Consider the following 24,265-nt stretch of genomic DNA (forward strand, 5'->3'; position numbering starts at 1 on the left):
AAGCCCCCGCAGCCGCCCCATCGCCATGGCCCTCCCGACCCGTTACGCCCATCCCTTCCTGCCCATCACCCGTGCCGACATGCAGGCGCGTGGCTGGGAGCAGTGCGACATCATCATCGTGACGGGAGACGCGTACGTGGACCACCCGGCCTTCGGCCCGGTCCTCATCGCCCGCTTCCTCGAGGGCCGAGGCTTCAAGGTGGGGCTCATCCCCCAGCCGGACTGGCACTCGGCCGAGCCCTTCAAGGCCCTGGGCCCACCGCGCATGTTCTTCGGGGTCGCCGCCGGCAACCTCGACTCCATGCTCAACCGGCTGACGGCCCAGAAGAAGAACCGCTCCGAGGACCAGTACAGCCCCGGCGGCCGCACCAACTGCCGCCCCGACCGCGCCACCATCGTCTACGCACAGCGCTGCCGCGAGGCCTACCCCGACGTCCCCATCATCCTCGGCGGCATCGAGGCCAGCCTCCGCCGCATCGCCCACTTCGACTACTGGAGCGAGAAGGTCCGCCGCTCCATCCTCTTCGACGCCAAGGCCGACCTGCTCGTCTTCGGCATGGGCGAGCGCCCCATCATGGAGGTCGCCGACCGCATGCGCCAAGGCGAGCGCATCGAGGACATCCGCGACGTGCGCGGCACCGCCTACCTCATCAACGACGAGCAGATGCGCGCCCACGAGGCCGACCCCGCTCGCCGCGCCGCGGACCGGAAGACCGTCGTCCTCCCCTCCTACGAGGCCGTCATCGCCGACAAGCAGGCCTTCGCGGTGATGAGCCGCGACTTCCAGATGGAGACCAACCCCGGCAACGCGCGCGCCCTCGCGCAGCGCCACGGCAACCGCGCCATCTTCATGAACCCGCCCGCGCTCCCGCTCGAGGACGGCGTGGGTGACACCGCCGCCGGCCAGCGCACGGTGGCCATGGACGAGCTGTACGACCTGCCCTTCAACCGCGTCCCCCACCCGCTCTACAAGAACGAGGGCATCCCCGCCTACGAGACGGTGAAGCACTCCATCGTCCTCATGCGCGGCTGCTTCGGCGGCTGCACCTTCTGCTCCATCACCGAGCACGAAGGCCGCGTCATCCAGAGCCGCTCCGCGGAGAGCGTCCTGCGCGAGGTCCGCGCCCTGCGGCGCATGGGCGACTTCCGAGGCACCATCACCGACCTCGGCGGCCCCACCGCCAACATGTACAAGCTCAAGTGCAAGAGCGAGGACATCGAGAAGCGGTGCCGCAAGCTGTCCTGCGTCCACCCCGGCGTCTGCGAGAACCTCCAGACCGACCACGGCCCGCTCATCAGCCTGATGCAGGACGTGCGCGAGGAGGAAGGCGTCAAGCACGTCTTCATCGCCAGCGGCGTGCGCTACGACCTGGCCGAACGTTCGCCCGAGTACGTGAAGGAGCTCGCCGCGCACCACGTGGGCGGACAGCTCTCCGTGGCGCCCGAGCACGTCTCGCCGCGCGTGCTGGAGAAGATGAAGAAGCCCGGCATCGAGAGCTTCGAGCGCTTCCAGCAGATGTTCGCCTGCGCCAGCGAGGAAGCCGGCAAGGAGCAGTACGACATCCCCTACTTCATCAGCGGCCACCCCGGCTCCACGCTGGAGGACATGGTGGACCTGGCGCTGTGGCTCAAGAAGAACGGCAAGCGCCCGCGTCAGGTGCAGGACTTCATCCCCACCCCCATGGCCATGGCCACGGCCATGTACTACACGGGCGTGGACCCGCTGAAGATGGAGCCCGTCTACACGGCGCAGGGCCTGCGCGAGAAGCGGCTCCAGAAGGCGCTGCTCCTCTACTGGAACCCCGAGCACTGGCCCATGGCCCGCGAGGCCCTGCGCCTTGCCGGACGTTCGGACCTCATCGGCCGAGGCCCCCACGCCCTCGTCCCCTCCGAGACGCCCGCCGAGGCGGCTCGGAGGCAGCGCACCGAGAGCGATGGCCGCGAGCAGGATGACGCTCCGCCCCAACGTCCGAACACCCCCAAGGGCCCCGGACGCTCCGGCGCGCGCGCCCGCCCGCGCTGACCTTCCATCCAGACAAAGGCAGACAGGCGTTTGAATAAGTCGCGAGGACTTGCGTTGGGGGACGCATGCTCCCAATCCTCGCGCTGTTCCTGTTGGCCAGCACGCCGGCCATCCCGCCACCGCGACCCGCGCCGCCGGCGCCGGTGACGCCGCCACCTCGCGTCGAGCCCGCACCCCAGCCTGTCCCCAACTGCCTCTCCTCCCAGGGGCAGACGGCCTGCGGCTTCAACTGCCAGAGCGCCCGGGGCGGCATCGCCTGCGCCCAGACGCCCTACGGTACCTGCGCCGTCCACGCGGGCCAGGTGCACTGCTGGGACCCGCCGCGGGTCGCCATCCAGCATCCGTCCAAGAGCAGCGCGAGCCCCGAGTGCAAGGAGGTCCGGGGCAAGGTGGCCTGCGGATTCAACTGCCGGGTGAACAACGGCGAGGTCGCCTGCAACACCACCCCCTACGGCGTCTGCAAGACGCACTTCGGCCGCCTGGTCTGCTGGGACCCGCCGGCCAGCGTGATTCACGAGTACGCCTCGGACACCCCCACGCCCGGCTGTCTCAATGCCTCCGAGTCCATCGCCTGTGGCTACGGCTGCAAGGCCATTCGAGGTGAGGTGCACTGCGCCAGCACGCCCCGAGGGGTCTGCGCCATCAACAGCCGGAGCAATCAGTTCACCTGCTTCGACCCGCCCTCCCTCCTGCACTGCGACCACAGCGAGCCGCCCCCGCCGCCCAGGGGATGACGCCAAGTCCTCCGCGTTGTGGCAGCATGGGCGGCACCGAGCCACGAGACGGGGGAGTCTCGCGGGCACCCGCGTTTCATCATGAGCACCGCACCTTGGACCTGGACGCGCCTTCAAACGGCCTTCGTGAGCCTCGGGCTCTGCCTTGTCCTCGCGTGTACGCGAGCCCCCGCCCCTCCCCCCGAGCATGACGTCTATGTCTGGCAACGCGACTGGAGCCCGGAGCTCGGGCAATCCCTGACGGAGCTGCCCGCCGAGCTGGGCACCCTGCGAGTCCTGGCCCGTGAGCGCTCCGGCGCCACGCGCACGCCCGTGACGGTGGCCGTGGATGTCGAAGCCCTCGCGAAGACCGGCCGGGACGTCGCGGCCGTGATGCGCGTGGAGGGGACGACGCCGCTCGACGATGTCTCCCTCCAGGAGGTCGCGAGCATCGCCCGGGACTGGAAGGCGCGCGGCGTGCGCGTCCGAGGCGTGGAGGTGGACCACGACTGCGCCACCGCGTCCCTGCCCGCCTACGCGGAGTGGCTCGCGCGTGAGCGCCGCGGGCTCGGAGACCTGTCGCTGTCCATCACCGCGCTGCCCACGTGGGCCACCTCGCCGAAGCTGGAGGCGCTGACGGCCATCCCCGATGACGTCATCGTGCAGGTCCACGCCATCCGCGCCCCCACTCTCTTCACCCCCGAGCAGGCGCGAGGCTTCATCGAGTCCTGGGCGAAGGCCACGCCCCACCCCTTCCGCGTCGCGCTGCCCACGTACCGCGTGAGGCTGCGTGACGGCGGGCTCCTGGAGTCCGAGCCGCGAGCGGTGGCCCGCTTCCTGAGCCAGCTGCACGAGCGTCCGGTGAGAGGCGTGAAGGGCCTGGTGTGGTTCCGGCTCGGCCACCGGGGGGATATCGACTCCTGGAGCCTCCCCACGCTCACGACGGTGCTGAAGCGCGAGCCCCTCACGCCGAAGCTGGAGCCCCGGCTGGTGGATGTCGGCGGCGGGACGCTCGACATCGTCATCGAGAACACGGGCCGCGTGGACAGCGAGGCGCCCGCGCGCCTCACCCTTTCTGGAAGACTCGAGGTCCTCGATGGCGTGGGCGGCTATGCCCCGCGAGGGACCTCACTCGTGGCGCGCACGCCTCCCCGCCTGCGCGCTGGCGAACGCCGCGTCGTCGGCTTCGTGCGGGGAACAGAGGTGACCCTTGTGGCTCCGTAACCTGCTGTGCGCCCTGGTCCTCCTGCTGACGCTGGTGCCCCCGCGCACCGCGGAAGCCTGCGGACCTGACTTTCCTCATCGCCTCCTGGCCGACCGCGTGGGCTCGCTCTCCGAGCTGCCCGCGGGCTCCTTCCGCAAGGAGGCCGGCCGACTGGTGCCCATTCCCGCGGACCCCTTCCGGGTCGTGGAGGAGGCGGAGGAGCCACCCGACGCGCGCAAGGGTGGAGGAGAGAAGGAGACCGCGCTGTATGCGGCGGGCGCCAAGGCCTTCAAGAGCGGTGACGCGGCGACGGCGCGAGCGCGCTTCCGTGAGCTGCTCGCGCTGCCCGCCGAGGAGCGACAGCACTTCTCCACCTTCGCGGCGTTCATGCTGGGCCGCAACGCGGGGGCGGGCTTCGAGCAGGACATGACGGAGGGCTTCGAGCTCACGCGGCAGCTCGTCCGCGACGGCTTCGACGACCCGCTGGGCCTCGCCGTCGCGAGCTTGGGCGAGCAGGCGCGCAGGCTCCTCGAGAAGGGCGATGACGCGGGTGCCATCCAGCTCTACGCGGAGCAGGCGGCGCACGGGAGCCAGAACGCGCGCTCCTCCCTCTTCCTGGTCGCCCATGCCCTCGCGGGCAACAAGGCCCGGCTGAACACCGCGCTGAAGAACGACATCGCGCAGCGCCTCATGGCTGTCTACGTGTGGACGCGAAGCCGTGAGTGGTACTGGGAGGACAACAGCCAGCTCACCCAGGTGCTGGAGGCACTCGCGCAGGCGACGGAATCCGCTCCGCAGGTGCCCGGGCTCTCCATCGCGGACAAGCTGGCGGCGGGTGCGTGGCGCGGCGGCCGGTTCGACCTGGCCGAGCGCTTCGCCTCCGTGGAGAAGACCCCTCTGGCCGCGTGGGTGCAGGCCAAGTTGGCGCTGCGTCGGGGCGACACCGCCGCGGCGGACAAGCTCCTGGAGGAAGCGGCCGGTGGGATTGATGAACAGGAGGACTGGATGGAGGAGGTGGTCGGCGAGCTCCAGCTCCGGCCCTACTGCCGCGTGGAGGGAGAGCGCGGCGTGCTCGCGCTCGCGCGAGGCGACTTCGACTCCGCCAGCGAGCGGGTGCTGTCGAGCTGCTCCTGGCCGGACCTCGCGTATGTCGCGGAGCGGGTCCTGACGGTGGACGAGCTTCAGCGCTTCGTCACCCAGCACCCGACCGCGGACGAGCACACCTGCAAGCGTGAGCTGGAGTCCCTCTGGTACGACCAGGACGCACTGGAGACGAAGACGATTCCCGGGCGGCTGCGGCTGGTGCTCGCGCGGCGGCTCCTGCGAGCGGGGAAGTCCACCGAGGCGCTGGAGTACTTCAAGGGCACCCGCTGGGAGGAGCCCGCGAGGAAGTACGCCGACGCGCTGGCGACCACGCAGCAGGACGTCTCCAACGTGAAGAAGGCGGAGGCCTTCCACGAGGCCGCGAAGCTGGCGCGACGCGAGGGGCTCGGCATCCTGGGCACCGAGGTCGCCCCGGACTGGGGCTGGGTGGATGGCATGTATGACATCTCCGTGTACGACGCGGAGCCGGAGCGGCTGTCGCCCGGGGCCGAGGCGGCACGCAAGCCCGTGGGCAAGACTCCGCTCGTGGGCGCCCAGGAGCAGCAGCGCGCGGCGAGCCACGCGCCCCCGCATGCGAATCGCTATCACTATCGCCTCACGGCCTCGGTCCTCGCGCAGCAGGGCGCGGAGCTGCTGCCCAAGCACAGTCAGGCGTACGCGATGATGCTCTGCCAGGCGGCGCGTTATGCGGCCGACGACCCGAAGCGGTTCCAGGAGCTGTACCGGACGTATTTGAAGTACGGCGCGGCGAACATCGAGGAGCCCTGGTCCTTCGGGCAGGAGTGCCATGCCCCCGCCTTCGAGCGGGCCCTGTCCATCAAGGCGCCCCAGAGCAAGCGTGCGCCCTTCCGGCGCCGCCACCTGCTGATGCTGGTGGGAGGCATGCTGATTCCCATCGCGGCCGGCGCCGCCTTCTACCTGCGCCGCAAGCGCCAGCCGTCAGGCCCATGACGTGACCGGGGCTCCGCCCCTTTCTGGAAGACTCGAGGTCCTCGGTGGCGTGGGTGGCCATGCCTCACGAGGACCCTCACTCGTGGCGCGCACGCCTCCCCGCCGTGCGCTGGCGAGCTCCGCGTCATCGGCTTCGAGCGGGGGACCGAGGTGAAACGTGTGGCTCCGGAGTCTGTCCTCCTCCCTGCTCTTCCTGCTGATGCTGGTGCCCGTGCGCACCGCGGACGCCTGTGGGCCTGACTTTCCAGAGCGGATGTTGGCGGACCGCGTGGGCGCGCTCTCGGTGCTGCCCGTGGGCTCCTTCCGACGGGAGGTGCGCCGGCTGGTGCCCATGCCCACGTCCCCCTTCAAGGTGATGGAGGAGGATGACGAGCCGCCTGATGCACGCAAGGGCGGAGGAGAGAAGGAGACTGCGCTGTACGAGGTCGGCGCCAAGGCCTTCAAGAAGGGGGACGCGGTGGCGGCGCGAGCCCGCTTCCGCGAGGTGCTCGCACTGCCCGCCCAGGAGCGGCAACGCTTCTCCACCTTCGCCGCGTTCATGCTGGGGCGCAACGCGGGGGCGGGCTTCGAAGGCGACATGAAGGAGGGCTTCGAGCTCACGCGGCAGCTCGTCCGGGAGGGCTTCGACGACCCGTTGGGCCTCGCGGTCGCCAGCTATGGAGAGCAGGCGCGCGGACTCCTCGAGCAGGGCGATGACGCGGGCGCCATCCAGCTCTACGCGGAGCAAGCGGCGTACGGAAGCGAGGCGGCGCGCTCCTCCCTCTTCCTGGTCGCCCGCGCACTCACTCGCGACGAGACCCGGCTTCGCGCCGCGCTGAAGGCGGAAGTGGTCCAGCGCCTCATGGCCGTCTACGTGTGGACGCGAGTCGAGGACTGGATCTGGGAAGAGAGACGCAATCCTCTCATGCAAGTGCTGGAGGCGCTCGCGCAGGCGACGAAGGCCTCCCCCCGGATGCCCGGGCCCTCCATCGCGGACAAGCTGGCGGCGGGGGCCTGGCACGCCGGTCGATTCGACCTGGCCGAGCGCTTCGCCTCCGTGGAGAAGACCCCGCTGGCGGCGTGGGTACAGGCCAGGCTCGCGCTGCGTCGGGGCGACACCGCCGCGGCGGACAAGCTCTTGGAGACAGCGGCCAGCCAGTTGGATGAGAAGGAAGAGTGGATGGACTGGGTGTGGGGTGAGCCTCAGCTCCGCCCCTACTGCCGCGTGCAGGGAGAGCGCGGGGTGCTCGCGCTCGCGCGAGGGGACTTCGCTTCGGCGACCGAGCGGGCCCTGGCGAGCTGCTCCTGGCCGGACATCGCCTATCTCGCCGAGCGGGTCCTGACGGTGGCCGAGCTTCAGCGCCTCGTCACCAGGCACCCGACCACGGAGGAGGATACCTGCAAGCGTGAGCTGAAGTCCCTCTGGGACGACGACGACGCGAAGGGGGCGACGATTCCCGAACGGCTGCGGCTGGTGCTCGCGCGGCGGCTCCTGCGAGCGGGGAAGTCCACCGAGGCGCTGGAGTACTTCAAAGGCACCCGCTGGGAGAAGCCCGCGCGGGAGTACGCCGCTGCATTGGCGACCACGCAGCAGGACGTCTCCAACGTGAAGAAGGCGGAGGCGTTCCACGAGGCCGCGAAGCTGGCTCGCACCGAAGGCCTCGGCATCCTGGGCACCGAGGTCGCCCCGGACTGGGGCTGGGTGGGTGGCACGTATGACATGGACAGGTTCGGCGGTGTGCTGAACATTCCCCGGCCCGAAGAGGAGAAGGCGCGCAAGTCCGTGGGCAAGGTGCCGCTCATGGGCGCGTTGGAGAAGCAGCGCTCGGCGAGCCACGCGCCTCCCCATCCATATCGCTTCCACTATCGCATCACGGCCTCGGTCCTCGCGCAGCGGGGAGCAGAGCTCCTGCCTCCGCGCAGTCAGGCCTCCGCGATGATGCTCTGCCAGGCGGCGAGCTATGGCGCCGCCGACCAGAAACGGTTCGAGAAGCTGTACTGGCTCTATCTCAGGAGCGGGGCGGCGCACGGCGAGGGACCCGAGTCCTTCGGGCAGAACTGCCAGCCCCCCGACTTCGAGCGGGCCCAGCCCATGAAGGCGCCCGAGCGCAAACCCTCAGGCCCGTGATGTGACCGGGACCAAGCCCGCACGCCTTCGCAAGATGGCGCGAGCCGGGGCCCCGTCACCCCCCGCGATTCGCAAAGGCAGACAGACCAGCTCGTAGGTCCCCGGGCTCACCGGGGACAGCTCCAGTCCCTCGATGATGCAGATGCCCGCGCCCAGCAGCACCTGATGCGTGGCTTCGCCCTCCCCCGGTCCTCCGATGGAGAGGTAGTCGATGCCCACGGTGCGGACCTTGCGCTCCGCCAGGTAGCGGGCGCCCTCCAGTGACAGGAACACGAAGTCGGGAAGGAAGTCCTGGGTGGGCCAGCGCCGCGAGGAGTTGGCCGTCTTGAAGAGGAGCCGCTCGCCCTCCTTTATCGAGTGGCCGCGCAGCTCCTCCACGCGAATGGCCCACGCGTCGCGAATCTCCAGCACGCGGGCCGTCCCGATGAGGCGGTCGAACGCCAGCGCATCCACGCCCGTCGCGCCCGGGATGAAGTGCACGGGCGCGTCGACGTGCGTCCCCGTGTGCGCGCCGAACGACAGGTTGGAGACGGTGGCGTCGTCTCCCTTCTCCTGGTCCATCACCCGGGTGATGTGCACGGCCGGATTGTCCGGCCAGTGCACCATGCCGTCGCGCAGGGGCGCGGAGATGTCCACCCACGGCTCTTCGGCAGCGGTCTCCATGACACTCCAGGGTGGCCATGCCGCATGACTTCGGCGCTGGGGGGCAGGCAGGCACAGCGGGCCCTCCGCTCGACCTCACCCCACCGCGAGGTTGAGCGCGAAGAAGTACAGGTCGACGTAGGACTGGAGTGCCTCGAAGAGCCGCTGGGTGAACGGCCAGCCGATGAAACCCACCAGCGAGCCCAGCGTCAGCAAGGTGACGAGCAGCGAGTACTCGCCCATGGCCTGCCCTCGGACCCCTGCGTGCCGCTTCATCATGGGTGTCCCTCCTCCCGAGAGCTCATCGCACGAGCGCCCTGCGCGGTGACGAGAGTGCCCGCACCCTCCGAGGCACTCAGCGACAGACTCCACGAGGTCCCCGTGCGGGTCGCGAACCGGAGCTGCTTCGAATCCGAGACGTCGCCCCCAAGAGCCTCGTCCTCCGCGAGCTCGACGTAGCCGAGCGCGGCCAGGGCCTCGCGATAGAACACCTCCACCCGCGCCGGAGGGTCGCGTGTGTCGAAGCTGACCGTCAACGACTCGCGCCCCTCATCCCGTGAACGCACGGCGAAGGGGCTCGTGCCCGGGTAGCGAGGAAGGTCCGCGGTGTCCTCCTCCTGCGAGCCCTCCCTCCACGCTTCCATGTCCGCCTGCCCGAGGATCACCGTGACGCCCGGGTCGGCGTGGTGAGGCATCACCATCACCGTGAGCTGGAGGCCCTCGTCGAGGAGCGTTGCCCCCAGCGAGGGATGGGGCGCCCACTCCGCTGCGCCAGTGACTCGCGCATGGGGCCAGCCCTTCGACGTGAAGTGCCGTGCATAGAAGGCGAACACCTCGTCCACCGAGGCCTCTGTCTCGAAGGCGGCCAGGTTCATCGGCACACCATGTGCAGTGAGCTGCTCCCCCACGGGAATCCTCGGCCCCGCGCGAGGAGGCAAGGGCAGTCGCTCCTTCAGCAGCACCTGGCCTGTTCGCCGCACCGTCGTGGGGGGTGGCGCGTGAAGCTGCGCCCTGGGTGGAGCAGCCTCCGAGACAGCCTCCGGTGATTCCACCTCCGCTTCGAGGCGCGAGGAGTAGAGCCGCCCGAGCGACGAGCCCACCACCGCGCTGAACAGCAACCCGACGACGAGCTTCATCCATGACATGCGCATGAGGGCCTCAGGGTTGGTTGAAGTCCGCGTCGGGGTGGCCCAGGTAGTGGTGCGGCGAGCGCCGCACATCCGAGCCCCCCGCGAAGCCCGGCTCGCCGTCGTCCCATGGCGTGAGGTGTCCAGGGTGGGGCTCGCCCTCGGGGTCCTGCTCGAAGGTCTGCACCTGGCTCGACGGATTCCGGAAGCCGAACTTGAACTGCGTCGTGTCGCCGAAGTCCCGCGCGTCATCGAGGAGGAACAGCAGGACCTCGCGAATCTGCTCGGTGCCGAGGGCCACCTCCCGGACGCTGCCATCCCCAAGCTCCGTGGGCGTGTGCAGGTACATGCGCTCACCCACGTTCGCGTACTTCTGGTTCCGGGCGAGCGACGCGGTGCTCACCGGACTCTCCCGCGCATCCTCCAGCGCCCAGTCATCCATCAACACCACGAAGCCCGGGTCCTCGGTGTCCGCCGAGCCCACGCCCGCGGGGCCACAGCCCTGGAGCGAGCGCCCCATGCCACAGACCCAGAAGCCCTCCCGCAGCGCCGCCGGCACCAGGTCGACCTTCGCGTGAAACCCCTCCCGCAGCCCCCCGGGCATGAACGGTGAGCGGAAGCGCACCCGCGCGCGGCACGCCGTGTAGCCCCCTCGATGCAGGTAGGCGCGGACGCCCGAGGACATCCCCTCGAAGGTGAGCAGCGCGCCATCCCGATAGTCCCGCGCATCGACGGGCTCGCAGCGCACGTCCACCAGCTCCTGCTCGGACACCACCATGCGCCGTCGAGGAGGTGCCACGCCCTCACGCAGGAAGCTGTCCAGCGCGGGAAGGCCCTTCATCACGCGGGGCCCCGTCACCGACGCGACCTGGCGCCGGACCTCGAGCGCCCGGTCCGGGTCCAGTGAGTCCCCCGCGCGAGCCCGCGTCGCATAGTCATGTCCCAGATACGCCGTGACGTCCCATGCGGCCGTCAGCTCCGCCTCTTGCGCCCGGGTCGCCGCGAGGAACGCCTCCCCCGCGTAGATGGAATAGAGCAACACCGGGACGAACAGCATCAGCGACACCGCCAGCTCCACGGCGGCCGCGCCGCGTCGGGACGCGGAGGGCTTCAGTAGTTCAGGGCGGACCATCGCTGGAGCTCCTCGAGGACGGCGTGCGTCGCGGGATGAGCCCCTTGCGAGGCGGCCAGCGCATCCGCCTGCTTCACGGGATGCAGCTTCGCGCGCCAGAACGGGTTCCACAGGTTGGGAGGCTCGCCATACTCCTCGTCGACGTCTCCGACGCCGCGAACCCGTGGCTTGTGGAAGTAGACGAGCCCACCGGCGAACGCGGCCATCCGTCCCTGGGTCGCCGCATCTCCCGGAGACTTCCAGGTGGTGAACTGGACCGGGCCCGGAAGCTCGGCCCGGAAGTCGAAGTCCCAGGGCATCCGCGCCTCGGCCATCGAGCCCACCGCGCGCTCCCGCACCGGACGGCTGATGAGCGTCAGCGTGCGCGGCATGTTCCAGAGCTCCACGTCCCGCCCCAGCCGGGCGAGCCGGAAGCGCATGTGCCCTCGGTAGTAACCGCGTTGCAGGTTCCGCCCACACCCAGGGCCCGTGCAGTCGCCGAGCTTCTCGCCATGCCCGTTCACCATCGCGAGGTCCCCGTGGAAGATGTGATGACTGTGGCTGTCATCCTTGCGCCCAGGCTCGTGGTCGTGAGGGTCCGACCACACGCCATTGCGTCCGGGGATGATGCGCGTCGTGTGCGCGAAGACCTGCCCCGAGCGGAGCGTGAAGGAGCTCCTCACGCTGCCATGGTCCTCGGCCGCCAGTCCGTCGCCGTCTCCCAGCTCTCCGCCCGGACCGTGTCGGGCCTGATGCGCCCGCGCGCTGAGCTGCCGGCCGCCCTGGGGCAGCACCGCGCTGTAGGTGAACGGGAAGCGCTCGTTGATGGCGGGCCCCGACACGTTCTCCAGTCCCGGGTCTCCCCCTGCCCCGCCGTCGAGCACCGACACATAGCGCGCGGTGCCGTGGTTGATGAGCGTGGTCTCCACCCGGGCCTCACGGCCCGCGGCGTGCCTCGCGCCCCGCTCCAGCCGGAGGAGGTTGCGGTCCTTGTCCGCCTCGGTGGGAGTCGCGCCTCCGAACTTGTAGCCCCGCCGCGTGATGAAGCCAGGATGACGCGTGGACGAGAGGACCTCGTCGTAGTCGCGATGCCGCTCCAGCGTCATCCCGTTGTCCAGGGCGCGCTGGTAGTAGCCCAGCGAGACGCGCCCCGCGCTCTCCTCCGCGGTGAGCTCGGGCGCCGTCAGGTGCACCATCAGCTGTGGCAGTGAATCCTGCGCCGGGGGGCGCTCATACATCTTCTCCTGCCGCCGCGAGCCGTGCGGCATCGACGTGTTGACCCGCAGCAGCTCACGCTCCGCCCCCGCGCCCCCCTCGACCAGGACGGCATCCGCCTCCCGTCCCGTCATCATCATCCGCAGCTGCGCATCGACCGTGAGCTGCCGCGAGCGCAGGTACTGCACCTTCTTGAAGTGGTCTCTCGAGCCCTCGATCATCCGCAGACAGCTGTTGCTGTTGTCCTTCTGGTGCCATTCCTCGTGGAACCAGATGGCGCCTCGTCGGGCGTGGTCGGATGCGTCCAGGCACGTCCGGCCCTCGACGCAGTCCTTGTCCACGCGGCACACCGTGCGCCCCTTCACCTTCGAGCACATGCGCGGCTGCTTGAACGCGGCCTTCGGGTCGAAGGAGCTCAGCCAGTAGAGGTCTCGAATCCGCCGCGCGATGTCCTGCCCCTCGCACGCCGCCTTCCCCCCCGCGCGGCACCGAGGCCCCATCTGCCGGGCGATGTTCTCGAAGTTCCACCCCGTGGCCCCCAGCATGTCCTCGTAGAAGGACAGGTAGCTCTGGTGCGCGTGGACGGAGAGGATGCTCACGTGGTGGGCGACCAGCGCGCGGTTGCTCCAGGCGTAGAAGTTGAACGCGCGAGCCTCCGCCACCGCGAGGCTGTAGGCCGTGGAGTCCGCCAGCGCCTGGAGCTGGGTCTTCCGCCGAATCCTCGCGCCGAGGGCGAAGGTGAGGAACGTCGTCATCACCACCACCAGCATCAACAGCACCACCAACACCAGGGACTGGCCCCGCGCGGACCCGCGAGCACGAGCGCTCATTCGCATACGCCCTCCAGCGGAGCGCCGGGCAGCGGGTCACTCATCATCCGCAGCGACCAGGTGGAGACCAGCGGCACCGTGAAGTACCCCTGGTCGATGGCCTGGCTCGCGAGGACCCAGTCCGGACTCGTCTCCGACGCACGCCTCACCCTCCCCGCCGTGCGCCGCACCGGAGTGAGGGGGTCCGCCCCCAGCGCCCACGCGCGGCCCGTCTGCGAGGCCAGCCACACCCGGCTGACAATCCACCCCGCGAAGGGGATGCGGAGCTCGTGGAAGTAGGCCAGCCGCACATGGGCCTTCAGCGTCCGCTCCTCGGGCCCCAGCTGCGCGTCGAATGGAACGCCCGGCCGGAACCCACTCAGCCGGTAGTGGATCCGCACGAGCGGGATGGGACCCGCGCCCTGGAACGCGAACGCCAGGGGCCTGTTCTCTCGCAACACCTGGCGCGCCACGCGGATGAACTTCTGGGGAGGTGCGCCGTCCGCGCCCGTCCTGCTCAGCGACGGAATCAACGCCAGCACCGCCGCGCGCACCATGGGCTCGCAATCCAACCGGTACACACTGGCGGCCCGCGCGACCTTGAACGCGGCGTACTCATTCAACAGCCGCGCCTGATGCGACAGCGCCAGTTGCAGCGCGCCGAGCAGCAGGAACACCGTCAGCGGCAAGACGAGCGCGCTCTCCACCGCGGCCTGTCCGCGCTGCCGCGCCTCACCCCTCCTGCTTCGGCGCATGCGGGAGCCCCCACCAACGCCAGGAGAATTCCTGGATTCTTCGCAGGGAACACGCGCCCCCTCGGGTTTCTTGCCGGAACGGAAGTCCGCGCCCCACTTCCCGAGGGTTTGCGGGTGAGTCCCTGAGCGTCTTTCCTCTCCGAAGTCCCTCGGCTAGGGTGCGCCGCCCTTCATCCCCAGGTTCAGAGGAGAACAGTAGATGGCCAGGACCTCCCAGGAGCAGACCCAGGAGCGGCAGACGTTCCTGCTCAACCTCTTCCGCCAGCAGCCGGACATCAGCAGCAAGGATGCACTGGACGCCTTCAAGTCGAAGTTCGGGGCGACCATCAACATGAAGACCTTCAACCAGCTCCGCGCGGAGGCCGAGGAGGAAGTCGAGGCCGCCGCCTCCGCCGCCCCCATCGCCGAGGAGCCCGAGGTGGAGACCGAGACCGCCGCGGAGCCCACCGCCGAGACCACGGCCGCGCAGCTCCAGGCCGCCGCGAACACCGAGGCCGCCTCCGCCTCCGCGCCCGCCAAGAAGCCGAAGGCCAAGGGCAACGGCCCCAAGAACGTCTTCGTGGACGCGCCCAAGGAGCACCTGACGTTCCTCGAGAGCATCGTGCAGCAGCTCCAGGAGGCCGGTGCCGCCAACGTCCGCATCGACCACGCCACGGACCGCTGGATGGTCCTCGTGGTGGACAGCAAGTAGTCCCCCTCGCCGGGCTCCACCTCCTCGTGGGGCCCGGCGCGCGCGGCATTCCGCTCACCCGCGCAGCAGCACCAGCGCTCGCTGGAAGTCCTCCGGCGGCTCCGCCCTCACCTTGACCTGCTGCTGTGTCAGGGGACTGGGAATCTCCAGCTCGAACGCATGCAGCGCCTGCCGGCCCAGCGCCTTCGCCGCGGGATGCTCGCGAGCCGCGTCCGTCCCGTACAGCGAGTCCCCCAGCACCGGGAAGCCCGCCTCGGAGAGCTGCACGCGAATCTGATGCGTGCGCCCCGTGTCCAGGTCCACCTCCAGCAGCGCGGCGCCGGGGAGCCGCTCCTTCACCTGGAAGGACAGCGCGGCCCGCCGCGCGGAGGGGATTCGCGTGGTGAAGCAGCGGGGGTTGTTCGGGTCTCTCGCATACGGCCCCTCCAGCCGCCCCGTCTCCGGAGGACTCCCCAGCACCAGCGTCCAGTAGCGCTTGTCCACGCGCTTCTCCTGAAACGCTCGCAGCAGCGCCGCCGCCGCGTCGTCCGTGCGCGCGAAAGCCAGACAGCCGCTCGTCTCCCGGTCCAACCGGTGCACGATGCCCGGCATCGCCTGCCCCTCCACGTCGAACGGAGGCCGCTGCACCGCGAGCAGGTCCGCCACGGAGGCGTCGCGCCCCTCGCGCTCCACGACGAGGCCCGGCGGCTTGTCCACGATGACCAACGCCGCGTCGTCATGGAGCACCACCAGCCGAGGCCCCTCCACGGACGACGGGATGGACGTCGCCTTGGGCCGGGGCAGCTCGATTTCGAGCAGCTCGCCCCCCCACAGCTTCCGGGTGGGCTGGCACTTCTTGCCGCGGATGCGCACACCGCCCGACTCGATGAGCGCCCGGGCACGCTCCAGCGAGAAGCCGGGAACCTGCTTCGAGATGAAGCGATCCAACCGCTCGCCAGCGACTTCTCGGGGCACGGGGACAATCCGCTGCGTCATGAGCCTGTCCGTCCCTCATGTGGCGCACGGAGTCAACGCCGACGTCGCGCCCCCCTTCTCCCCTCGGCGACACCCTCCGACACATCGGCTTCGTGACTCATGATGTAACAGGCTGGGTCTCAGCTGACCGGCACTCAATGTCAGATGCCAGAGTATTGACTTCCCAACACTGGGCGTATGACAGTGCTTTCTCCGGGCTCGCAACGGGTCCGTCCAGAGGGGGAGTTCATGAACGTATTACAGGGCCGTCGCATGGCTCGTCTGGCCATGCTCGCCGGATGCTTGTCTTTGTTGCCGGGCTGTCCGTGGATTGTCAAACCGCAAACCAAGCCGAAGACGCTCGAAGAGAAGCGCGCCTCCGTGGTCGCGGCCTTCGAGCAGCGCAAGAACCATGAGGACTTCGTGCGCCTGGACCTGGCGAACGACGACCACTACGAATACGCGCTGCATCGGCTCCAGCAGGCGGCGGCCGCCGAGGCGGCATCCACCGAGACGACCTCGCTCCAGCAAGGCCCTCCGGTTCGCCGGGACTTCGCCCGGGCGCTGAAGACGCTGGAGAGCGCCCGCGCGAAGGCGGTGCGAGGTGGCCCCCAGCCCAAGCCCACGGACTGGAACTGCGACCACTTCCTCCACGTGCAGGACTCGCGCACGGTGAAGGGCGACAAGGGTGAGGCGTTCGACAAGGCGCAGGACAACCGGCCCGCGCTCGTCGTCAACCCCTACGCCACCTGCGCGGGCGGCTCCCACCACGTCTTCACGGATGTCGTGGCCTACGACAGCGACCTGTCCGGCAAGAAGCAGACGGTGCTGGCCAAGAGCGCGAACGAGGAGAGCGACGACGGCAAGACGTTCGACGACACCCAGCTGGTGGTGCGCGCGCCCATGGAGGCCAACCGCAAGGTCGTCATCGAGTCGCTGATGGTGGCGCGCAACGACAAGACGGACGAGGAGCACGTCTCCTTCTCCAGCCTGGACACGACGCTGGCGCCCGAGGCCGCCACCTTCACGCTGGACCACCCGCGCTTCGCGACCCCGGGGCCCCGGACCGACATCAACCTCACCACCTGCCAGCTCCGCGGCGGCGCGGACTGCGACTACGCCATGGTGCTGAACGCCTCCGGCACGCTGGCCCCGTACCCCCAGACGCCCACGGGCCTGGCGCTCAAGAAGACCAGCAACCCGTGGACGGGAGACCCCACGGCCTACTTCGCCTTCAAGCCGGGCACGGCGTTCGACACCAACCAGATCTACGTGCCCACGCAGGGCACGTTCGACGCGGGCGCCATGTCCGCGCCGTGCACCATCCAGGCGATGAAGAAGGACCCCATGACGACCCGGCTCCGCCTCATCAAGACGGACACGGGCGGCACGTGTACGACGACGGCGGACCTGTCCGATGCCTTCCCCGTGGGTGGCAAGACGACGACCATCCAGCAACTGGTCAACGTCTCCATGAACACCACCGCGTCGGGCGGCACCGGCTGCACGATGGAGAAGATCGTCAACGAGACGGTGGTCCTCTCCATGACGCTCTACGCGATGGCCAACTGCGGCGGCACCACGGCGGTTCCGCGCGCCCTCACCTTCACCAGCGCCGCGTTGCCCACCAACCCCTTCAAGCTCAACGTCCTCAACAGCTGCATGGCGGAGGGCACCCGCATCACGATGGCCGACGGCACCCTGGCCCCCATCGAGACCCTGCGCGTGGGCGACAAGGTGCGGGCGAACGCCAAGGGCCGCGTGCTCACCGTCCAGGACTTCATCTTCGGCCGCGAGCCCAAGCCGCTCGTGCGCCTGCGCGACGACCAGGGCCACGACGTGCGCCTGACGGAGCAGCACCCGGTGCTCCTGTCCTCGGGCCTGGTCATCGCGGCCGACAAGGTGCAGGTGAAGGACACGGTGCTCACCCAGAAGGGCACGGCCACCATCACCTCCACCGAGCGCGTGCCGTATGACGGCAAGGTCTACAACCTGAAGCTGGGCACGCCCGAGGAGCTGGCGTCGCTGAGCCCCAACGAGCGGACCCTGTTCGCCGACGGCGTGCTCGTGGGCGACGACACCATGCAGCGGGAGCTGTCCTCGCCGCGCCGCGCGGCCGTGGACCCCTCGGCCCGCCCGTAGCGGGAAGCCCCCATGTGCCCGCTGGCGGCGACAGGCCAGCGGGCACGGGCTTCAGAAGCGCGCGACCACCCTCAACGCGAAGCGCACGAAGCTCGCGTCGAGGGGTTCGTTGAGCATGAGCCGCTGCCACACGAGCCCGGAGAGCACGTTGACCAGCACCTCTCGGTCGGCGGGGCGGCGGTCGGAGAGGCAGGCCCGGAGCTCATCGCCCCGGGGTCGCACCAGCTGGGCGACGAGCCGCCGGTGCAGGTCCTCGTCGAACTGGGCCTCCGCCATCAGCGCCCGCAACACGGGCGCGGCCTCCGAGGCACCCCGGCAGAACTCCACCAGCGTCGACGACAGCGAGGGCTTGCGGAGGCTCGAGCGAGGCGCCTGCCGCACCCACTCCGAGAAGGCATCGAGCACCAACGCCCCCTTGCCCGGCCACCAGCGGTAGAGGGTCTGCTTCCCCGCACCCGCCCGCTTCGCCACCTCCCCGGTGGTCACCTCCGCGTAGCCCTTCTCGAGGACCAGTTCCTGAGCGGCTGTGAGTATCGCCCGGCGCACCTTCTCGTCCCTCGGTCGGCCCACACGCATGACCTTGTCTTTACGAGACTCGCTGTCTCGGAACAAACCTAATTTCGAGACCGGGCGTTCCGGAATTGCGTAACGCAGTGCGCACCTGCGTAAGCGTCGCGCGTTGACGTGAAAATCAGCGGCGTGTACCACTCGCCACCACCATGGCAGATAAATCGGGTCCTTCGCGCCGTCTGGACAAGGTGGTGCTGAACGCAACCGGTGGGCAGAACGGCGGCCAGTCGGCCTCGGCGTCCTCCGGAGACACGCGCTTCACTCCCCCCGTCGCACCGGAGTCCACCGAGGTGGAGTCCCTGGAAGGTTGGGGCTTCGCGGACACGCGCTTCGTGGTGCAACCCGATGGCAGCACGGTGCTGACGGGGACTCGCTACAACATCAGCAACGTCGCGCTGCCGGACCTGATGCCCTGGTTCGCCGCGAAGCTCGCCTCCCCGCTGAGCTACGAGAACCGCAACGAGCCGCACTACCCGCCCCAGATTCCCGAGGCGAAGAAGAACGAGCAGTTGGTGGCGGCGCTGCGCGAGTTCCTCGAGGACGAGCAGCTCACGGACGACCCCAAGGAGCGCCTGCGCCGGGGCCATGGCCACACGGGTGGGGAGATCTGGGCCATCCGCTACACGAAGCTGGACCGGGTGCCGGACCTCGTCGTGTTCCCCCGGAGCCACGAGGAGGTGGTGCGCCTGGTGGAGGTCGCCATGAAGCACGGCGCCTGCGTCATCCCCTTCGGCGGCGGCACCAACGTGACGGAGGCGCTGCGGATTCCGCTCTCGGAGGCGCGCCTGGTCATCGCCGTGGACATGCGGCAGATGAACCGCATCCTGTGGATTGACCCCGTCAACCGCATGGCCTGCATCGAGGCGGGCGCCACCGGGCGTCACCTGATGAGCGAGCTGGCGAAGTTCGGCCTCACCATGGGCCATGAGCCCGACAGCCTCGAGTTCTCCACGCTCGGCGGGTGGATTGCCACCAACGCCAGCGGCATGAAGAAGAACCGCTACGGCAACATCGAGGACCTGGTGCTCGACATGCAGGTCGTCACCGCGCAGGGCATCGTCGAGCGCCCGCGGCAGGCGCCTCGGGAGAGCGTGGGGGTCAACCCGCGCCAGTACATGTTCGGCAGCGAAGGGAACTTCGGCATCATCACCACGGCGGTGGTGAAGCTGTTCCCCGTGCCCGAGGTCCAGCGCTACGGCTCGGTCCTCTTCCCCGACCTCAAGACGGGCCTCTCCTTCCTCTACGAGCTGCAGAAGTCGGGCGCGGTGCCCGCCAGCGTCCGGGTGATGGACAACACCCAGTTCCACTTCGGCCAGGCGCTCAAGCCGGCGAAGCACGGGCTCGCTGCCAAGCTGAAGAGCGAGGTCGAGAAGATGGTGGTGACCAAGCTCAAGGGCTACGACCCGTACAAGCTCGCCGTGGCGACGGTCGTCTTCGAGGGCTCCCGCGAAGAGGTCGCGTTCCAGGAGAAGACGCTGTACCGCATCGCCGCGGAGCACGGCGGCATGAAGGGCGGCGGGGCCAACGGGGAGCGTGGCTACCAGCTCACGTTCGGCATCGCCTACATCCGCGACCTCACGTTCGAGCACTGGGCCATCGCGGAGAGCTTCGAGACGAGCGTGCCGTGGAGCCTGGCCATGGAGCTCTATGAGCGCGTGCAGCGCCGCGTGGAGAAGGAGCACGCGGCGATGAAGCTGCCGGGCAAGGTGTTCTTCACCGGCCGCCTCACGCAGGTCTACCAGACGGGCGTGGTCATCTACTTCTACCTGGGCTTCTACGCGAAGGGCGTGAAGGACCCGGTGGGGGCCTACGCGGCGCTGGAGCACGCGGCGCGCGAGGAGATTCTCGCCGCGGGCGGCTCGCTCTCGCATCACCACGGCATCGGCAAGATTCGCCGCGACTTCCTCCCGGAGGTCTATTCGGAGGGCGCGCTGGCGCTCAACCGCAAGGTGAAGGCGGCCATCGACCCGGACAACGTCTTCGGCGCGTCGAACAGCGGCATCAACGGCCCCATCGCGCTCACTCCCGACGAGGAGGCGCACTGATGTCTCGCCATGTGTTTCTCACCGGGGTCACCGGCTTCGTCGGCAAGGTGGTGCTGGAGGCGCTGCTCGTCCGGGGCGTCGAGCGCGTCACCGTGCTGGTGCGCGAGTCGAAGGACCGCCAGGGGCGCGTGCAGTCGGCCGAGGAGCGCTTCACGAAGGTGGCGCAGGCCGCGTGCTTCTCGCACCTGCCTCCGGGGTGGACGAACCGCGTCGACGTGGTGAGCGGCGACCTGGAGAACCCGGACTGCGGCCTGTCCGCCGCCGATGCGAGCAAGGTGCGCCAGGGCGTCACCCACGTCGTGCACTGCGCGGCGAGCGTGGAGTTCGACCTGCCGCTCGCGCAGGCGACGTCCGCGAACATCAAGAGCGCGCTCTCCGTGCTGGAGCTGGCGCGCACGTGCCCGAAGCTCGTGGGCATGGTCGACGTGTCCACGGCCTACGTCACCGTGTGGCGGCCCGGGCCCATCGAGGAGCAACTGGCGCACCTGCCCAAGCCCGCGGAGGAGCTCTACGCGGCCTTCCAGGTGGCGCAGGGGGATGGCCGCGAGTGGATGGAGCTCACGGGCCACCCCAATACGTACACGCTCACCAAGAGCGTCGCCGAGCACCTCATCTGCGAGCGCCGCGGGAATGTGCCCGTCGTCATCGTCCGGCCCAGCATCGTGTCGGCGTCCCACCGCACGCCCTTCCCGGCGTGGCTGGACAGCCCGGCGGCGCTCGCCGGGTGCCTGCTGTACAGCGGCCTGGGCGTGGTGCGGGCGTTCAATGCCGACCCGTCCGTGCGCCTCGACGTGGTCCCCGTGGACGTGGTGGCGAGCGAGGTCGTCCGCTCGGTGTTCGGCCCCATGCCTCGCCCTGGCGAGGCGGTACCCATCGTCCACGCCACCATGGGGATTCAGCGCGCGCTGCGCATCGACATGGCGGCGGCGTCGACCATCGAGTGGTTCAAGCACCGCCCGGGGGTGGTGAAGACGCCGGACATGTTCGTGGGCCGCAAGGACCACGGCTTCGACGGCGTCGACTTCCTGCGCCGGGAGCTGCCCGTGCAGTTGCAGAAGGCCGCGCTCAAGCTGCTGGGCCAGAAGAAGGCCCACCGCCGCCTCACGCGCGCCGACGAGAAGGTGCAGTACCTGAACGAGGGCTTCTCGTACTTCACCCACCACACGTTCGACTTCGTGCGAAGCACGCCGCTCGAGGTGCCCGGCTTCGAGCCGCGCGAGTACGTGCGCGTGGTGAACCAGGGGCTCTACCGGCACCTGCTGTCGCGCGACGAGACGCAGGTGTCCTTCGCGGGGCCCAAGCACGATGACGCGCGGGACGACCGGACGTGGCTGCTGCAGCGCCCGACGAACAACACGACGCTCAAGGTGTTCGGCTACTCGCTGCGCAAGACGTTCCGCCACTGCACGAGCGACGTGACGTTCGACCGGCCGTCCTTCGAGCACGCGGTGGCGCAGGTGCCTCCGGACGCGCTGGTGGTGCTGGCGCCCACGCATCGCAGCTACTTCGACTTCCTGCTGGCCAGCTATCTGTGCTTCCAGCACCCGGACCTGGGCATCTCGATGCCGCACATCGCGGCGGCGGAGGAGTTCGGCCGCATTCCGGTGGTGGGGCCGATTCTTCGGGACTCGCAGGCGTTCTTCATCAAGCGCGGCGTGGGCAAGGAAGTGCCGGAGCTGGGCGAGGAGCTTCGCCGGCTCACCGAGAAGAACGCGTCGCTCATGTTCTTCATCGAGGGCCAGCGCAGCCGGGCTCGGCTGATGCTGCCGCCGAAGCGGGGGCTCTTGCGCGCGCTGCAGAACACGGGGCGCCGGTTCGCCGTGCTGCCCGTCGCCATCTCGTATGACCGACTCCCCGAGGAGGCCTCGCTCGCGAAGGAGCTTGCGGGCGAGCCGCGTCCGAAGATGACGCTCACGGGGGTGATGTCGTGGCTGTCGAAGCTGGCGCGCGGCAAGGTGCAGCTGGGCCGGGTGCACCTGGCCTGTGGCGCGCCGCAGCTGCTCGAGCGGACCACGGACGTGCGGACGCTGAGCCACACGCTGATGGCGGAGCTTCAGCGGCACACCTCGGTGAGCAGCTTCCACCTGCGGGCGTTCCTCGCCGAGCACTCGATTCCGGGGGTCGACGAGACGTGGCTGCGGGAGGCGATCGAGCGCCGGGGTGGACGCGTGGTGACGAGCGACCTGCCGGTGCCGTCTCCGTTGACGCCTTCGCTGTCGTATTCGCTGCGCAACCAGTGGCAACACTGGTTCGCGGGGGACGTGCTGGCGCGGCAGCCGGGCAACGTGGCGCTGGAGGACCACCTGTCGCGCTACCGCTGGTGCTCGACGCCGCTGGCCGAGTGCGAGGATGCGCGCGTGGACGCGGTGGTGGAGGCGCTCTACGCGCCGGTGGTGCGGGACTACCGCGAGGTGACGAAGGTGCGTGCGCCGGGTGAGCTGAAGGCCGTGGAGGTGGCGCATCGACCGCACCTCGACGGGGTGGTCCAGGCGCTGGTGTCGCGCGACATCGTGAAGCCCACGGATGATGGCTTCGAGTGGGGCGAGAACGCGACGCAGCTCTCCGGGTTCCATGAGGCGTGTGCCTGGCGCGGCGAGGTCGAGCGATGAAGACCCTGGTCACGGGAGCCAGCGGGTTTCTGGGTCGCAACCTGCTCGAGCTGCTGGGAGACGACGCGGTGGCGCTGGTGCGCACGCCGCTGGAGATGAAGGTGCCGCAGGTGAAGGGCACGCCGCTGGAGCCCGACGCGTGGTTGTCGGAGGCGAAGGGCGTGAAGGTGTTGGTGCACTCGGCGGGGATGGTGCATCACAGCCGGAAGCACTCCGAGGAGATGGTGCGCTTCAACATCGACAGCTCGCTGGCGATGGTCCGGGCGGCGAAGGCGCTGGATGCGCGGCTGGTGTTGGTGTCGACGTCGGGGACGGTGGGGTGCTTCGAGCACGCCACCATCGAGGCGGATGAGCACTCGCTCTACGCGGAGGCCCTGGTGGGCCGCTGGCCGTACTACCTGTCGAAGATTCGGGCCGAGGAGCAGTCGCGGAAGCTGGCGCGGCAGCTCGGCGTGGAGATGACGGTGGTGCGGCCTCCCGTGCTGTTGGGACCGGGCGACACGTTGGGGCGTTCGACGACGAACGTGGCGCGCGTGCTGAATGGCCGGCTGCCGTTCATTCCGGCGGGCGGCATCGCGTTCACGGACGTGCGGGACGTGGCGCAGGCGCTGGCGAACTTGTCGAAGAAGGCGACGTGGCGGGACACGTACCACCTGCCAGGGACGGCGCTGTCGCTGAGGACCTTCTTCGAGCGCGTGGGTGAGGTCGCCGGGATTCCGGTGGTGCAGCCCGATGTGCCGACGTTCGTGGTGAAGGGGCTCGCGGCGTTGGGCTCGCGAGTGCCCATCAAGAAGCTGCCGGACCCCGTGGTGCTCGAGATGTCGATGTGCCACTGGGGGTTCAAGACGCTGTGGAGCCACGAGGAGCTCGACTATCGCCCTCGGGGACACCGGCAGACGTTGAGCGACACGGTGGCGTGGCTGCGCGCGACGCAGGCTCGCCACTGAAGTGCCAGGGTGGAGGGGTTCGAGGTAGAACCCCTTTCATGAGCCTGCGCGCCCGCCTCCTCGTTGGTGTCGTGTTGCTGGTGGCCTCCGGCTGTGCGGGGGCCCAGCGAGTCCCATCGGCCGAGGATGCGGCGCTGGCGCGGGTTGCGTCCATTCACGGAGGCGCGGGCCCCTGGGCGGTGGCGGGGTATCGGATGGGGGCGCATGCCCTCCGGGAGTTGGGGCTGCCGGTGGGGAGCTTCGACCTGGAGGTCGTGCATCACAGCCCGGCGAAGGTTCAGTACACGTGTGTCGCGGACGGAGCCGCGGCGGCCACGGGGGCGAGCCTAGGAAAGCTCAATCTCGCGCTCGCGAGCACGGCCACGTCCGCCGAGGTCTTCACGACGTTCCGCCATCGCGCGACGGGGAAGACCATCACTCTCAAGCCCACGGCGGCCTTCGCGACGCGGTACCTCAACGTGCCGCGCAAGGAATTGGCTGCGGCCGGGCGGGAAGTGATGACACTCACGGATGCCGAAGTGTTCGAGGCCGTTGGACCACGGTAGA

Annotated in this window: 19 protein-coding genes; 11 read left to right on the forward strand and 8 right to left on the reverse strand. The window is 69.5% G+C overall.

Annotated elements, in window-relative coordinates:
• Positions 1–25: 25 nt before the first annotated feature.
• From MYSTI_RS30180 to MYSTI_RS30200, 5 genes are all read left to right on the forward strand, one after another.
• Positions 26–2,023, forward strand: a complete 1,998-nt coding sequence (locus tag MYSTI_RS30180) for a YgiQ family radical SAM protein (protein ID WP_015351609.1) — start codon at positions 26–28, stop codon at positions 2,021–2,023.
• A 65-nt stretch (positions 2,024–2,088) separates the two neighbouring features.
• Positions 2,089–2,757 carry a hypothetical protein gene (locus MYSTI_RS30185; RefSeq protein WP_015351610.1) on the forward strand — a complete coding sequence of 223 codons (669 nt, stop codon included), beginning with the start codon at positions 2,089–2,091 and terminating at the stop codon, positions 2,755–2,757.
• An 81-nt stretch (positions 2,758–2,838) separates the two neighbouring features.
• Positions 2,839–3,960 (forward strand): DUF3142 domain-containing protein, encoded by a 1,122-nt coding sequence (locus MYSTI_RS30190; RefSeq protein WP_015351611.1) that lies wholly within the window; start codon positions 2,839–2,841, stop codon positions 3,958–3,960.
• Complete coding sequence (locus MYSTI_RS30195) at positions 3,947–5,995, forward strand: hypothetical protein (protein WP_015351612.1); 2,049 nt, start codon at positions 3,947–3,949, stop codon at positions 5,993–5,995. Before MYSTI_RS30190 ends, MYSTI_RS30195 begins: the two co-directional genes overlap by 14 nt.
• A 157-nt stretch (positions 5,996–6,152) precedes the next feature.
• Entirely contained in the window at positions 6,153–8,102 is a 1,950-nt protein-coding gene (locus MYSTI_RS30200; RefSeq protein ID WP_015351613.1) for a hypothetical protein, read from the forward strand.
• Here MYSTI_RS30200 and MYSTI_RS30205 read toward each other — a convergent pair.
• The 6 genes from MYSTI_RS30205 to MYSTI_RS30230 form a co-directional block, all read right to left on the reverse strand.
• Positions 8,091–8,765, reverse strand: coding sequence for a cyclase family protein (locus MYSTI_RS30205; protein ID WP_015351614.1), 675 nt, complete (start codon positions 8,763–8,765; stop codon positions 8,091–8,093). The two genes, MYSTI_RS30200 and MYSTI_RS30205, sit on opposite strands and share 12 nt — an antisense overlap.
• Positions 8,766–8,840: 75 nt before the next feature.
• Positions 8,841–9,023, reverse strand: a complete 183-nt coding sequence (locus MYSTI_RS30210; RefSeq protein WP_044281643.1) for a hypothetical protein — start codon at positions 9,021–9,023, stop codon at positions 8,841–8,843.
• Positions 9,020–9,895: a hypothetical protein gene (locus MYSTI_RS30215; protein WP_015351616.1), complete on the reverse strand. Its 876-nt coding sequence runs from the start codon at positions 9,893–9,895 to the stop codon at positions 9,020–9,022. Before MYSTI_RS30215 ends, MYSTI_RS30210 begins: the two co-directional genes overlap by 4 nt.
• Positions 9,896–9,902: 7 nt before the next feature.
• Entirely contained in the window at positions 9,903–11,003 is a 1,101-nt protein-coding gene (locus MYSTI_RS30220; RefSeq protein ID WP_015351617.1) for a hypothetical protein, read from the reverse strand.
• Positions 10,982–13,027 (reverse strand): hypothetical protein, encoded by a 2,046-nt coding sequence (locus tag MYSTI_RS30225; RefSeq protein WP_015351618.1) that lies wholly within the window; start codon positions 13,025–13,027, stop codon positions 10,982–10,984. Before MYSTI_RS30225 ends, MYSTI_RS30220 begins: the two co-directional genes overlap by 22 nt.
• A complete protein-coding gene (locus tag MYSTI_RS30230) occupies positions 13,024–13,761 on the reverse strand; it encodes a TadE/TadG family type IV pilus assembly protein (RefSeq protein ID WP_015351619.1) in 738 nt (245 codons plus the stop codon). Before MYSTI_RS30230 ends, MYSTI_RS30225 begins: the two co-directional genes overlap by 4 nt.
• A gap of 199 nt (positions 13,762–13,960) precedes the next feature.
• Between MYSTI_RS30230 and MYSTI_RS30235 the strand changes: the two genes are divergently transcribed.
• On the forward strand, positions 13,961–14,452 hold the full coding sequence (locus MYSTI_RS30235) for a hypothetical protein (RefSeq protein ID WP_015351620.1): 492 nt from the start codon (positions 13,961–13,963) through the stop codon (positions 14,450–14,452).
• A gap of 54 nt (positions 14,453–14,506) precedes the next feature.
• Here MYSTI_RS30235 and MYSTI_RS30240 read toward each other — a convergent pair whose 3' ends face one another.
• Entirely contained in the window at positions 14,507–15,427 is a 921-nt protein-coding gene (locus MYSTI_RS30240) for an RluA family pseudouridine synthase (protein ID WP_015351621.1), read from the reverse strand.
• Between the two features lie 228 nt (positions 15,428–15,655).
• Between MYSTI_RS30240 and MYSTI_RS30245 the strand changes: the two genes are divergently transcribed.
• A complete protein-coding gene (locus MYSTI_RS30245; protein ID WP_015351622.1) occupies positions 15,656–17,548 on the forward strand; it encodes a Hint domain-containing protein in 1,893 nt (630 codons plus the stop codon).
• Positions 17,549–17,599: 51 nt separating this feature from the next.
• Here MYSTI_RS30245 and MYSTI_RS30250 read toward each other — a convergent pair whose 3' ends face one another.
• Positions 17,600–18,124 (reverse strand): TetR/AcrR family transcriptional regulator, encoded by a 525-nt coding sequence (locus MYSTI_RS30250; RefSeq protein ID WP_015351623.1) that lies wholly within the window; start codon positions 18,122–18,124, stop codon positions 17,600–17,602.
• 143 nt (positions 18,125–18,267) lie between these two features.
• Between MYSTI_RS30250 and MYSTI_RS30255 the strand changes: the two genes are divergently transcribed.
• The 4 genes from MYSTI_RS30255 to MYSTI_RS30270 are packed head-to-tail and all read left to right on the forward strand — an operon-like array spanning position 18,268 to position 24,264.
• On the forward strand, positions 18,268–20,163 hold the full coding sequence (locus tag MYSTI_RS30255; RefSeq protein WP_015351624.1) for an FAD-binding oxidoreductase: 1,896 nt from the start codon (positions 18,268–18,270) through the stop codon (positions 20,161–20,163).
• Positions 20,163–22,772: an SDR family oxidoreductase gene (locus MYSTI_RS30260; protein WP_015351625.1), complete on the forward strand. Its 2,610-nt coding sequence runs from the start codon at positions 20,163–20,165 to the stop codon at positions 22,770–22,772. The genes MYSTI_RS30255 and MYSTI_RS30260 overlap by 1 nt, the downstream gene beginning before the upstream one ends.
• Positions 22,769–23,719, forward strand: a complete 951-nt coding sequence (locus MYSTI_RS30265; RefSeq protein WP_015351626.1) for an NAD-dependent epimerase/dehydratase family protein — start codon at positions 22,769–22,771, stop codon at positions 23,717–23,719. The genes MYSTI_RS30260 and MYSTI_RS30265 overlap by 4 nt, the downstream gene beginning before the upstream one ends.
• A 38-nt stretch (positions 23,720–23,757) precedes the next feature.
• On the forward strand, positions 23,758–24,264 hold the full coding sequence (locus tag MYSTI_RS30270) for an FmdE family protein (protein WP_015351627.1): 507 nt from the start codon (positions 23,758–23,760) through the stop codon (positions 24,262–24,264).
• Position 24,265 lies beyond the last annotated feature (1 nt).

The organism is Myxococcus stipitatus DSM 14675 (assembly GCF_000331735.1).
In the GTDB taxonomy this organism is placed as follows: Bacteria; Myxococcota; Myxococcia; order Myxococcales; family Myxococcaceae; genus Myxococcus; species Myxococcus stipitatus.

Coding starts and splice junctions, on each gene's coding strand:
- MYSTI_RS30180 (WP_015351609.1), top strand. CDS start 26: ATGGCCCTCCCGACCCGTTACGCCCATCCCTTCCTGCCCATCACCCGT.
- MYSTI_RS30185 (WP_015351610.1), top strand. CDS start 2,089: ATGCTCCCAATCCTCGCGCTGTTCCTGTTGGCCAGCACGCCGGCCATC.
- MYSTI_RS30190 (WP_015351611.1), top strand. CDS start 2,839: ATGAGCACCGCACCTTGGACCTGGACGCGCCTTCAAACGGCCTTCGTG.
- MYSTI_RS30205 (WP_015351614.1), bottom strand. CDS start 8,765: ATGGAGACCGCTGCCGAAGAGCCGTGGGTGGACATCTCCGCGCCCCTG.
- MYSTI_RS30210 (WP_044281643.1), bottom strand. CDS start 9,023: ATGATGAAGCGGCACGCAGGGGTCCGAGGGCAGGCCATGGGCGAGTAC.
- MYSTI_RS30215 (WP_015351616.1), bottom strand. CDS start 9,895: ATGCGCATGTCATGGATGAAGCTCGTCGTCGGGTTGCTGTTCAGCGCG.
- MYSTI_RS30220 (WP_015351617.1), bottom strand. CDS start 11,003: ATGGTCCGCCCTGAACTACTGAAGCCCTCCGCGTCCCGACGCGGCGCG.
- MYSTI_RS30225 (WP_015351618.1), bottom strand. CDS start 13,027: ATGAGCGCTCGTGCTCGCGGGTCCGCGCGGGGCCAGTCCCTGGTGTTG.
- MYSTI_RS30230 (WP_015351619.1), bottom strand. CDS start 13,761: ATGCGCCGAAGCAGGAGGGGTGAGGCGCGGCAGCGCGGACAGGCCGCG.
- MYSTI_RS30235 (WP_015351620.1), top strand. CDS start 13,961: ATGGCCAGGACCTCCCAGGAGCAGACCCAGGAGCGGCAGACGTTCCTG.
- MYSTI_RS30240 (WP_015351621.1), bottom strand. CDS start 15,427: ATGACGCAGCGGATTGTCCCCGTGCCCCGAGAAGTCGCTGGCGAGCGG.
- MYSTI_RS30245 (WP_015351622.1), top strand. CDS start 15,656: ATGAACGTATTACAGGGCCGTCGCATGGCTCGTCTGGCCATGCTCGCC.
- MYSTI_RS30250 (WP_015351623.1), bottom strand. CDS start 18,124: ATGCGTGTGGGCCGACCGAGGGACGAGAAGGTGCGCCGGGCGATACTC.
- MYSTI_RS30255 (WP_015351624.1), top strand. CDS start 18,268: ATGGCAGATAAATCGGGTCCTTCGCGCCGTCTGGACAAGGTGGTGCTG.
- MYSTI_RS30260 (WP_015351625.1), top strand. CDS start 20,163: ATGTCTCGCCATGTGTTTCTCACCGGGGTCACCGGCTTCGTCGGCAAG.
- MYSTI_RS30265 (WP_015351626.1), top strand. CDS start 22,769: ATGAAGACCCTGGTCACGGGAGCCAGCGGGTTTCTGGGTCGCAACCTG.
- MYSTI_RS30270 (WP_015351627.1), top strand. CDS start 23,758: ATGAGCCTGCGCGCCCGCCTCCTCGTTGGTGTCGTGTTGCTGGTGGCC.